Origin of the sequence: Kineobactrum salinum (genome assembly GCF_010669285.1) — a bacterium.
Classification (GTDB): Bacteria; Pseudomonadota; Gammaproteobacteria; order Pseudomonadales; family Halieaceae; genus Kineobactrum; species Kineobactrum salinum.
Genome location: NZ_CP048711.1, coordinates 3634129 through 3645212, shown reverse-complemented (window position 1 = coordinate 3645212; position 11084 = coordinate 3634129). Strand labels below are relative to the sequence as shown.

The 11084-nt window shown below is 59.4% G+C and carries 9 protein-coding genes and 2 pseudogenes; 4 read left to right on the top strand and 7 right to left on the bottom strand.

What is annotated here, in order from left to right:
- Positions 1 to 76: 76 nt before the first annotated feature.
- Positions 77 to 652 carry a hypothetical protein gene (locus tag G3T16_RS16235; protein ID WP_163496146.1) on the bottom strand — a complete coding sequence of 192 codons (576 nt, stop codon included), beginning with the start codon at positions 650 to 652 and terminating at the stop codon, positions 77 to 79.
- Between the two features lie 197 nt (positions 653 to 849).
- Positions 850 to 1620 (bottom strand): hypothetical protein, encoded by a 771-nt coding sequence (locus G3T16_RS16230; RefSeq protein ID WP_163496145.1) that lies wholly within the window; start codon positions 1618 to 1620, stop codon positions 850 to 852.
- Between the two features lie 48 nt (positions 1621 to 1668).
- Here G3T16_RS16230 and G3T16_RS16225 point away from each other — a divergent pair.
- Positions 1669 to 1791: pseudogene (locus G3T16_RS16225) on the top strand (transposase); the annotation flags it as partial.
- Between the two features lie 372 nt (positions 1792 to 2163).
- On the top strand, positions 2164 to 3618 hold the full coding sequence (locus tag G3T16_RS16220; protein WP_163496144.1) for an HNH endonuclease signature motif containing protein: 1455 nt from the start codon (positions 2164 to 2166) through the stop codon (positions 3616 to 3618).
- On the opposite strand, the gene sstT is transcribed toward G3T16_RS16220, so the two are convergent.
- The 3 genes from sstT to G3T16_RS16205 all read right to left on the bottom strand — a co-directional run bounded on the left by sstT (position 3596) and on the right by G3T16_RS16205 (position 7752).
- A complete protein-coding gene (gene sstT / locus G3T16_RS16215) occupies positions 3596 to 4762 on the bottom strand; it encodes a serine/threonine transporter SstT (protein ID WP_232059117.1) in 1167 nt (388 codons plus the stop codon). The genes G3T16_RS16220 and sstT overlap by 23 nt on opposite strands.
- A 96-nt stretch (positions 4763 to 4858) precedes the next feature.
- The gene (locus G3T16_RS16210) at positions 4859 to 5332 is read right to left on the bottom strand and encodes a Fur family transcriptional regulator (protein WP_163496143.1); all 474 of its coding nucleotides are present in this window, start codon (positions 5330 to 5332) and stop codon (positions 4859 to 4861) included.
- Between the two features lie 17 nt (positions 5333 to 5349).
- Positions 5350 to 7752, bottom strand: a complete 2403-nt coding sequence (locus tag G3T16_RS16205; protein WP_232059116.1) for an acyl-CoA dehydrogenase — start codon at positions 7750 to 7752, stop codon at positions 5350 to 5352.
- Positions 7753 to 8010: 258 nt separating this feature from the next.
- Here G3T16_RS16205 and sodB point away from each other — a divergent pair.
- A pseudogene (gene sodB / locus G3T16_RS16200) lies at positions 8011 to 8591 on the top strand (superoxide dismutase [Fe]).
- 32 nt (positions 8592 to 8623) lie between these two features.
- On the opposite strand, the gene G3T16_RS16195 reads toward sodB, so the two are convergent.
- Positions 8624 to 9073 (bottom strand): Lrp/AsnC family transcriptional regulator, encoded by a 450-nt coding sequence (locus G3T16_RS16195; RefSeq protein WP_163496141.1) that lies wholly within the window; start codon positions 9071 to 9073, stop codon positions 8624 to 8626.
- A 122-nt stretch (positions 9074 to 9195) separates the two neighbouring features.
- On the opposite strand from G3T16_RS16195, the gene G3T16_RS16190 reads away from it, so the two are divergent.
- Positions 9196 to 10827: an aminotransferase class V-fold PLP-dependent enzyme gene (locus G3T16_RS16190; RefSeq protein ID WP_163496140.1), complete on the top strand. Its 1632-nt coding sequence runs from the start codon at positions 9196 to 9198 to the stop codon at positions 10825 to 10827.
- Here G3T16_RS16190 and G3T16_RS16185 read toward each other — a convergent pair whose 3' ends face one another.
- A complete protein-coding gene (locus G3T16_RS16185) occupies positions 10828 to 11067 on the bottom strand; it encodes a DUF1244 domain-containing protein (protein ID WP_163496139.1) in 240 nt (79 codons plus the stop codon).
- Positions 11068 to 11084 lie beyond the last annotated feature (17 nt).

The following is an 11084-nucleotide window of genomic DNA, read 5'->3' as shown; positions in this document are numbered from 1 at the left end:
TTCTTCAGGAGCAAACTCGTATCAATTTCAATCAGTGGGCAGAATGGCCTCCGAGTGATCAAATTTCCTGAACCAACTACCTAAGCGGACGATCTGGATAGGAAAAAATTGGAAGTCCAATATCGATCTGCAAGCGATCCAACTCATCTTCCACATACACCGACTGACAAGAATCAATGAACAGGTTCGGAGAAATTGCCCCGTCGGCAAAGCCTACAGTGATCCGAGCACCAAGCGTTTCGGCAAGACCGCTACGAAAAGTGTAAATGATTTCCTTCGGTCTCGGATTCCCCCGCCACACATCAATTACGTCAACATATAGGACCCACCAGGACCTGGAATAGTACGCAGGAAGATCATCTACCGTTCCGGTCCAGGTGAATCTGATCGAGCTAGACCCTTCGATAGTGATTTCATCACCGGATGGTACGCCGTCGAAAAAACTGGAATCAATCGGTAATTGTACGACAGCAGCTGGCGGAGGTGGGACATCATCAGGCTCTTGCATTATCCCCCTGACTCTCGCGGAAAAAAGGACTTCCGCTTGGTCAAAAATTTCCTGTTCCGGGATACAACTACGAGAGTATGCAAAATTTGACGCCACTCCCAATATGAACGCCACCACCAGACTCATACCAGTTGCTTTGGGCATACCTCTGGACTCCTATAGCGCTTATGCAGCGCCTCTCGCAGACGCCTCATAGGGAAGATATATTCCTCAGATCGGAATTTGAGCATTCGGCCAAGAGCCGACGTTTGTAGCGTTCGGTACAGCGGCGCACCGTGAATTTTGCTCTTCGGCTTTGCATAATACATGCCCTTTCGATCACGTCAGACTACACTTGGAGGTTAGGTATTCCGTAATGTTGGCAAATCGGCAAGCGCCAATTTTCCTCCCTGCCTTCCGGCGGCATGCTCGCCCATTCGGCGGATAACCTGACGAATGGCCTCGGCGAGCCACGTATATTCATTTGGGCTCAGTTTCATGAGAGTCGCATCAGCCTTTCGCGCGGTGTGGCCATCACCACGGGTAGAACTCAGTTTTCCTATTTTCTCCAATATTTCCTTCTCCAGCTGGTATGTAGTTGCCGCCTGCTTCCGTCCACCCGCTGCGCGCTCAAGGACAGTAAGCACGAAGTACGCCATAGACTGCAAAGGCTCCTTGCCTTCCTTGAATCTCAACCATCGACAATACACCAATTCAACATCAGGTGTGACGGAGAAGTCGCTCGGCGGTGCCGGATAACGGGACCACTGAACAGTCAAAGTACCGTTAACAGATACGGTTTTGGATACTGCCGGCTCACCGATGAAGCGGGCTTCACCAGATCTTGGCGGCTCGCGATCCACTACGTCCGCTTGATCGAATTTGAACCGAATGGTTCCGATATTGGAGATAAGGTCTTCATGCATTTCCCAAGCCCGTAGGAATGGTTCGATGGCCGACCGGGCCTCCTCCTCACTACCGAAGTACTCCTTGGGCCTTACCGTCAGACTACCGTCATCAATTGTGAAATCAGCAAGTGCGTGGGAAACGCGGAGAGCATCTGGTTCCTTGTACGTTATGACTCCGTCGGACGAGACTTTATAGTACAATGCGCGGACGTGCGGGTTTCGCATAGACCTATCCTTGCCAATGATTCCGAATTAGCGAGCGCATCCTAGTCGACTATCTGCAAACTGTACAAAGCCCGTTGGCAGGTCAAAATACTATTCAAGTGGGTCAAGCAACATCTCTGCATCAAGAAGTTTGACGGCATATCAGAGAATGCCGTGAAAGTGCAACTTTGGACGCCACCGGAAAATGACATATTTTCTAACCAACTACATTTAGCTGAAAATTAACCGAACACTATTGATACGAAAATATTCTAATAAAAGCAGATCCGCCCAATAAAATACCCGGAATTCCGGGGAGACGGCTTACCTTTTTAATGTTCGCATTGGGGTCGAAAGCGGCCCCACTATCCGACATCAGCTGTTACCATCTACAGGATCCACCCACTCATACTAATCCCGAAGCCACCATACCACCAGACTCAAATTTCTCCGTCGCAATACCCTCAACTCCCATCCATCAAAACAAGCCATCACCTTGCGATCGCCAGCCCAACACCCCACACTATAACTGTATATATGCACAGCATCAATGAGGTGACACCCATGACCAATCTCGCCTTCCCTCCCATCCCCACGCACTTCAATACCGACCATATCGCCAACGAAATCACAATGCTGGCCGGCCAGATCAACGCCGCCACCCACCGCCTGTTGAAACTCATCGGCCGGTTCGACCAGTGCAAGGGTTGGAGCGGCGGCGGCACCGTGCGCTCCTGCGCCCACTGGCTGAACTGGAAATGCGGTATCGACCTCGGCGCGGCGCGGGAGAAAGTGCGGGTGGCGAATTGCCTGGAATCCTTGCCCCAGATCGATGCGGCCTTCGCGTCCGGCGAGATCAGCTATTCCAAGGTCCGCGCGATGACCCGGGTGGCCACGCCGGAGAACGAGGACTATCTGTTGCAGATCGCCCAATACGGCACCGCCAGCCATGTTGAGAAAGTCGTAGGCAAGTACAAGCAGGTGACGCGCAAAGACGATGCCGTAGAAGAGCTGGAACAGGAGGCAGCGCGCAAGCTGGTGTATTTCCGCGACGAGGACGGCATGTGGGTAGTGCATGCCAAGCTCCCGGCAGAAGCCGGAGCGCTGCTGGTAAAAGCCATCGAGGCCATTGTGGCGCCAACACAGGCAGAGAAGCAGACGCAGATTCGAGAGCAGCGGCAAGCACAGTCGCAAGATAATCTTTCCGCGGAAACGCGGGAGCCGCCTTTCGAGGCCCAAGAATCCTGTCAATTCCAAGAGCTGCTGGAACATACCCGGGCCGATGCACTGATCGCGATCAGCGAACACTTCCTCGCAACCTGCAAGAGGAACGAAGGACTTGCGGCGCTAAAAGGCAGTGAGCGTTGCCAGGTAATGCTGCATGTGGACATCGAAACCCTGCGGCGGCAGCAACACGCCACCGACTGTGAACATTCGCACTGCAATCTCGATGACAAACACTGGATCGCACCACACACGGCCAGGCGCCTGTCCTGCGACGCCACCCTGGTGACGGTGCTGGAAGACAAGGACGGCAACGTCCTCAATATCGGCCGCCGCTCCCGCACCGTTCCACCCGCCCTGAATCGGGCGCTGAAAATTCGGGACAAAACCTGTCGTTTCCCCGGCTGCTGTGAATCGCGCTATGTGGATGTACATCATATTCAGCACTGGGCGGACGGTGGCGAAACCAGTCTGGATAACTTAATGGTCCTGTGCCGCTACCACCACCGGCAGTTGCACCGGGGTGCTTTCAGCGTTTCCGCGGAAAGCTCGCCCAGCGGCAGACAGCTCATCTTCAAGAACTCCGCGGGTCATACACTTGAAACAAATCTGGCACCACAATTCCCCGGCGTTTCAGCGGAAACGTCCAGCGCCGCACTCCGAACTATGGCGCCGAATGTTAATGCCAAAACGGCAGTAACCCGCTGGACCGGGGAGAATTGCGACTACGGAATGGCGATAGACGCCCTGCTGCGCAGGGACCAACCGGGATTCAGGGCCCTCTCGCCTCCCTAATTGATGCTGGGCCGCTACCAATTCCCCCCTGATCCACAGCATAGGTGTAGATCACGTCGGTACTCGAGTTCAGCGCCGTCTCCGCGGAATCCTGCACCACACTGATAATGAAGCCCACCGCCACTACCTGCATCGCCACATCCAGCGGGATGCCGAACAGGGAGCAGGCCAGTGGTACCAGCAGCAGGCTGCCGGAGGGCACGCCACTGGCGCCACAGGCGGCGAGTGCGGAAATCACGCACAGCAGCAGCGCGGTGGCCATCGACACCTCTATTCCCAGCGTATTGGCCGCGGCGAGTGTGAGCACCGTGATGGTGATGGCTGCGCCGGCCATGTTGACCGTGGCACCAATCGGGATGGTGACTGTGTACAGCTCTTCACTGATACCCAGTTTTTTTGCCAGATTCAGGTTCACCGGAATATTGGCGGCGGAGCTGCGGGTGAAGAAGGCGGTGATACCCGACTCCTCCAGACACCTGAATACTACCGGGTAGGGATTGCGGCGAATCAGCAGAAACACCAACAGGGGATTCACCAGCAACGCCATCACCAGCATGCAGGAAACCAGCAGCAATGCCAGACTGGCGTAACCTGCCAGCGCACTCAGCCCGGTAGTGGCGACGGTGTGACAGACCAGGCCAAAGATACCCAGCGGCGCCAGCCGTATCACATAGCGCACGATATCGGTAACGCCGGTAGCGATGGTTTCCAGATGCTGCTTGAATGTTGTGCTGGCGCGGCGAAAGCTCAGACCCAGCAGAATCGCCCAGGTCAGGCAACCCAGGAAATTGCCGGTCAACAATGCATTCACCGGATTGTCGATCAACTGGAACAGCACATCCCTCAATACGGCAGTCACCGCCTCGGGCGGGCTCCCCTCAACCGCCTCGGCCAGGACGATCGTCTGGGGGAACACCTGACTCAGCAGCAGCGCCACCACCGCTGCGCTGATCGTGCCGGTCAGGTAAAGCGCCAGGGTCAGCAGGGTCTTGCGCCCATCGCTGCCACTTTCGTGCTTGTTGGCGATCGCCGACATGACCAGCAGCATCACCAGCAGCGGCGCCACCGCCTTCAACATGCCGACGAACAATGCGCCCAGCAGGCCCAGTGGCTGTGCCACCGCTGGATACAATGCCCCCAGCAAGGCCCCAGGGCCACACCGAGTAGAATTTGTGGCACCAGGCCAAGCGAGGACAGCCTCATCGGTAGCGGGTCTCCCTGCCAAAACAAAAACAATGGATCACTTGTTGTCAGCGCTTTTGAAGCAATCACCGCACAGGCCGTGCAGCTCCAGCTGTTTACCGCTCAGATGAAAGCCGGTGGCTTCGATTTCCCGCCCCAGGGACGCCATGGTTTCCGGTTCAACGCCGACTTCACTGACCCGTTGACAGCCGTCGCAGATCAGGAACTGCGGTGGTTCATGGGCATGGGCACAGCTGATATGGGCGCAGGCGACATACTTGTTGATGGCACTGAGCTTGTGCACCAGATCCTGCTCGGCAAGAAAATCCAGCATCCGATAAACCGACATGACCGGGATGGACTCACCATGATCGAGCCGATACTGCTCGGCCAACTCGTAGGCCGACAGCGCCTGTTTCCGGTTTAACAGAGTGAGCAGCACAGCCTTGCGTTTGGTCGTAAGCCGCACACCGGCTTCAGCGCAGCTACGCTCGGCGTCAGCGACAATTCTGTTGATTTTGGCACTCGTCACCGGGCGGGCGTCCTGGATTAGCCCAACTGCTCGAAGTGGTCGGTCAGCAGGCAGTCAAAGCGGCGCGCATCGTATTCCCGCAAAGGCTCGAGATCCTGCTCGCGGATCAGGCCTTTATCCACGGCCTCGCGCAGTGCCGCATCGAAATCCTCGGCCTCCAGCTCGCCCTTGTCGCGGGCATGCAATACCGTCTGCCAGGCCTCGTCTACACTCAACAGTAACTGATAGGTGGTTTCCACCCGGCCCACCGCGTCCTCCGGGTCCTTGCTCAGATAGACATGGGCCGCCAAAGCCTCGCGCACGGGATTGGGCTCCATGATCAGGTCGCCCAGCTGACGAACCAGGTTATCGGCCGGCGGCAGCAACGCACGTCCAAGCGGGAAACTGATAATCCGCAGGAGCAGACCCAGCCAGCGGCGGGGGAAGTTGTCGCAATAGGCCAGCAGCGCCTGCTGGGCGCTGTAGAGCGCCTGTTGCAAGGCGTAGGCCGCGTGCGCATCGGCGGCACTGCTGGCGGGCTGGGTGACGTGATATTTGAGGATGCTGCAGGCAATCAGCATCTGGCTGTGGGCGTCGCCGAGCCGCGCAGACAACAGTTCACGGCGCTTGAGTTCGCCGCCCAGAACACCCAGCGCCACGTCGGCGCAGGTCGCCAGCGCGACGCTGAGATGATTGATTCGCTGATACCAGCGCCGGCTGAAATCGTTCGCATTACCAGGCACGGGGCTGAGCAGCGCACCGCCCAGGCCATACCACAACAGGCGGACCGCATTGCTGGCTATATGCCCCAGGTGCCCCATGAAAATCGGCTCAAAGACATCCAGGCCCTCGTCCGGCTCCAGTGCCAGGCTTTCCATTTCGTCGATCAGGTAGGGGTGACAGCGGATCGCACCCTGGCCGAAAATCATCAGCGAGCGCGTAAGTATATTTGCGCCCTCCACTGTGATTGCCACCGGCAGCGAGTGATAGGCCGGACCGAGGAAGTTGCGCGGCCCCAGCTGGATACCGCGGCCGCCCACCACATCCATGCCGTGATTGACCAGCACCCGCATGCGCTCGGTGGCGTGGTACTTGGCCATCGCGGTCAGCACCGCAGGAGTACCCTCTTCCAGTCCACGGGTCACCAGCTCACGCATGGCCTCCAGTGTGTAGGCGCCGGCGGCAATCTCGGCGGTGACTTCCTGCACACCCTCAAATTTGCCCACCTCCAGGTTGAACTGGCGCCGGATGCGGGCGTAGGCCCCGACCGTCAGATAGCACATGGCGGCGCTGGCCGTCGCCAGGGAGGGCAGTGAAACCCCGCGGCCGGCACCCAGGCACTCGATCAGCATGCGCCAGCCCTTGCCGGCCATGGCCGGACCGCCAATGATCCAGTCCACTGGGATGAACACATCCCGGCCCATGACGGGCCCGTTCATGAAGGGAGCGCCGGGATTGTGCCGGCGGCCTGCCTCCACCCCGGGATGATCGGCCGGCAGCAGGGCGCAGGTAATGCCGTAGTCTACTTTGTCCGGGTCGCCCAGCAGGCCGTCGGGGTCACGCAGCTGGAATGCCAGGCCGACAACGGTCGCCACCGGGGCCAGGGTGATCCAGCGCTTGTGAAAATTCAGGCGCAGGCCAATCACCTCGCTGCCTTCGAACTCGCCCTTGCAGACCACACCCAGATCGGGAATCGCGCCGGCATCCGAGCCCGCCTCCGGACCGGTAAGACCAAAACAGGGCAGCTCGGAGCCGTCGGCCAGACCGGGCAACCAGCGCTGCTTCTGCTCTTCGGTACCGTACTTGACCAGCAGCTCCCCGGGGCCCAGGGAATTGGGCACCATCGCGGTAACCGCAGCGGTCAGGGAGCGGCTGGCGATCTTGCTCATGATCCGGCTCTGGGCGTAGGGGCTGAAATCGCGGCCCCCAAAAGACTCGGGAATGATCAAGCCAAAAAAACCGAATTTACGCAGGGATTCCCAGACTTCGGGCGAGAGGTCCTGCCGCTCCTGTACATCCCACTCGTTGAGCCGGCTGCACAGTTGTTCCACTTCGTTGTCCATGAAGGATTGTTCGCGTTCGGTCAGGCGCGGCGGCCGGATAGCGGCAAAGCGCTCCCAGTCGGGCCGGCCACTGAACAGGTCCTTCTCCCACCAGGTGGTACCCGCTTCCAGTGCCTCGCGCTCGGTGTCGCTCATCGGAGGCATGGCCTTGCGCAGCAGTTCGTACACTGGTGCCACCAGCAGGCGGCGGCGCCACTCGGGCACATTGAGAATGGCCAGCACCGCGAGCGTAGGCAGCAGCAACCACCACATGCCGCTTTCGAACACTGTGAGCAACAGTGTGCCCGCAATCACCAGCAGGGAGCCCACCAGCAACGGGGGTCGGTACATCAGCACTGCGGCTACCAGCACCAGATACAGGACAATGGACAACAACATCAAAACACCTCGGTGTTTGCAGGGACAATGGTTCTACCATAGTCGATTGCGCGGCGGCCGTACAATGAGCCCCTGGCAGCGCGATTGTGGGCCCGCGCACAGACGCCGGGAGTAGCGTCGATGACAATATCATAACAGAGCCCGTAGCGGGGTAGGCGCAGCGCCGCGATCCACGATATACTTTCGCGTCTGCGCTACACCCTTTTTCGGCCTGCTGGCCACTTCAAGCACCTCATACTACCATGGAGGCACTATTATATGGCTTTTGAACTCCCCCCCTGCCCTATCCCCGCAATGCCCTGGCACCCCACATTTCGGAAGAGACGCTGGACTACCACTACGGCAAACACCACAATACCTATGTGGAGAAACTCAATGGCCTGGTACCCGGCACTGAGTTTGAAGGCAAGTCACTGGAAGAGATCATCAAGAGTTCGTCAGGCGGCGTATTCAACAATGCTGCCCAGGTCTGGAATCACAGCTTCTACTGGGATTGCCTGAGCCCCAATGGCGGTGGTGAGGCCAACGGAGCGGTTGCGGCGGCGATCGACAGCGCCTTCGGTTCCTTCGCCGACTTCAAAAAGCAGTTCACGGAAGCCGCTGTGGGCAACTTCGGCTCCGGCTGGACCTGGCTGGTGAAGAAGGGCGATGACTCGGTGGCAATCGTCAACACCAGCAATGCGGAAACGCCGCTGACCGACGAGACGGTCACCCCGCTGCTGACTGTCGACGTTTGGGAACACGCCTACTATATCGATTACCGCAATGCGCGGCCGAAATACATGGAGGCGTTCTGGTCGCTGGTGAACTGGGATTTCGTCAACAAGAACTTCGGCTAAAACCCGCGGCGCGGGTTCCGGCCCGCGCCCGCTTACAGCGGCAGTGCCGTGGTGGACTTGATTTCCTCCATCACGAAACTGGCGGTAACATCGAACAGATCTGCAGCGATCAGCTGTTGGTAGAGCTGGTCGTAACCCGCCATATCCCCCACCACCGCCTTCAACAGGTAATCCACCTGTCCACCCAGGCGGTAGACTTCCAGTACCCCCTCTACGCCCTGCACCACCTGCCGGAACTGCTGCGCCCAGGCCTCGTTGTGCTGGTTGGTCCGGATCGAGATGAACACTGTCAGCCCCAGCCCCGCCCGCGCCGCATTCAGCAAGGTGACCCGCTGCCGGATCACGCCGTTGCGTTCCAGTTTCTGGATCCGGCGCCAGCAGGCCGACTTGGAAATGCCGATCAATTCCGCCAGTTCTGCCACTGACAGGCCGGCATCCGCCTGCATCAGGCGTAGCAATTTTCTGTCCAGTCCCTCAAGCATGGGCTCTCCCCGAAACAACGTGCCATATTTCCCCGTAATACTGGAACAATTAGAGACAATGTGCCAGCCACAAGCCGCTATCATTGCGATATTCCCGCAACCGACCCGCGAGCACAACCACCATGAGCAGTCTGATCGCCCGCATTCGCGATGGCATTATCGGCCAGCACCAGCCAATCACCACCCCCTTTGGCAGCCCGCCACTGGTCTATGCCGATTACACGGCCTCCGGCCGCAGCCTGGGTTTTATCGAAGACTATATCCGCGAACAGGTGCTGCCCTGGTACGCCAATACTCATACCGAGAGCTCGTACACCGGTGCTCACACCACCGCGCTGCGCGAATCAGCCCGCGCCACGGTGCGGCGGGCGGTCAATGGCGGCGCCGATGACAAGGTGATTTTCTGCGGTTCGGGAGCCACCGCGGCCATCAACAAGCTGATCGATATACTCAAGCTGCGCCAGCCGTTGCCCGAGGCGGAACGGCCGGTGGTTTTCATCGGCCCCTACGAGCACCATTCCAATGAGTTGCCGTGGCGCGAGAGCAGCGCCGAGCTGGAGGTCATTCCACTGGACCGCGCCGGCGGTATTGATCAGCAGGCACTGGCGCAGGCGCTGGCCCGGCACCGCGACCGCGCACTGTTGATTGGCAGTTTCTCCGCCGCCTCCAACGTGACCGGTATCAAGAGCGACGTCGCCGGCATCACTGCGTTGCTGAAACGCCACGGGGCACTCGCTTTCTGGGATTACGCCGCGGCCGGGCCCTATGTCGCCATCGACATGAATGGCGCCGATCCGCTGGACGCGGTATTCCTGTCCCCGCACAAATTCGTCGGCGGTCCCGGTACGCCCGGCCTGCTGATTGCCAAGAGCGCGCTGTTCCGCAACCGGGTGCCAGCAATGGTGGGCGGCGGCACCGTGACCTGGGTCAGCCCCGAGGATCACCTCTACATCAGCGATATAGAACGGCGTGAGGAGGGCGGCACGCCCGCCATCGTCGAGTCCATCCGCGCCGGGCTGGCATTCTCGCTGCAGCAGGAAGTGGGCACCGCCGAGATCCAGCGGCGCGAGGAAGAACTGGCTGCAAAAGCGATGCAGCGACTGCGCGACTGCGCCGGTATCGAGGTGCTGGGCAGTCTCGAGGCGACGCGACTGCCGATCTTTTCGCTGCGCTTTCACTACGGCAGCCGGGAATTGCACTACGGCTATGTGGTAGCGCTGCTCAACGATCTGTTCGGTATCCAGGTGCGCGGCGGCTGCTCCTGCGCCGGCCCCTACGCCCACAGCCTGCTGGGCATGTCCCGCGACTACAGCAAACGGCTGGAGGCCGCCATCGCCGGGGGCGCCAGCCTGCTGCGGCCAGGCTGGGTGCGGCTCAACTTCAATTATTTCATTGCCGACGCAGAGTTCGAGTACCTGCTGTCCGCGCTGGAACTGGTGGCGGAACATGGCTGGAGGCTGCTGCCCTGCTACCGCTACGACAGCGACCACGGCGTGTGGCGCTACCAGGACGACCCTGGCTGCGAGCGCGATCCGCTGGCGTCACTGTGCTGGGGTACCCGGTCGAATTCGCCCAGTTGCCCGGTCGCGGCGCCGGATTTCGCACACTGCCTGACGCTGGCCAGGACAGAGTTGCTGCGCCAACGGCAGACTGAGTGCTGCGCTCCACCGAAGCTCGCACCTGCCCACGAGGCCCTGCGCTGGTTTGCGCTGGCCCGGGATCTGCCGGCGCTGGACGCAGCCGACCAGGCGTAACTATTTTTGGTACTTCGCCTTCCATTCGCTGTAGGGCATGCCGTAGACGCGCTCCCGCGCCTGCTCATACTCCACCTCCATGCCCTCCTCGGCTGCCGCCTCCATATACCATTTGGCCAGGCAGTTGCGGCAGAAACCCGCCAGGTTCATCAGGTCGATGTTCTGGACTTCCTTGTGCTCGTCCAGATGCTCCAGCAGGCGGCGGAAGACGGCCGCTTCGATATTATTGATGTTGGACATGCTGCATCCTCTCTGGT

Excerpts from the sequence above, each read along its gene's own strand:
- G3T16_RS16235 (WP_163496146.1), bottom strand. The coding sequence starts at position 652 with ATGCCCAAAGCAACTGGTATGAGTCTGGTGGTGGCGTTCATATTGGGA.
- G3T16_RS16230 (WP_163496145.1), bottom strand. The coding sequence starts at position 1,620 with ATGCGAAACCCGCACGTCCGCGCATTGTACTATAAAGTCTCGTCCGAC.
- G3T16_RS16220 (WP_163496144.1), top strand. The coding sequence starts at position 2,164 with ATGACCAATCTCGCCTTCCCTCCCATCCCCACGCACTTCAATACCGAC.
- G3T16_RS16205 (WP_232059116.1), bottom strand. The coding sequence starts at position 7,752 with ATGTTGTTGTCCATTGTCCTGTATCTGGTGCTGGTAGCCGCAGTGCTG.
- G3T16_RS16195 (WP_163496141.1), bottom strand. The coding sequence starts at position 9,073 with ATGCTTGAGGGACTGGACAGAAAATTGCTACGCCTGATGCAGGCGGAT.
- G3T16_RS16190 (WP_163496140.1), top strand. The coding sequence starts at position 9,196 with ATGAGCAGTCTGATCGCCCGCATTCGCGATGGCATTATCGGCCAGCAC.
- G3T16_RS16185 (WP_163496139.1), bottom strand. The coding sequence starts at position 11,067 with ATGTCCAACATCAATAATATCGAAGCGGCCGTCTTCCGCCGCCTGCTG.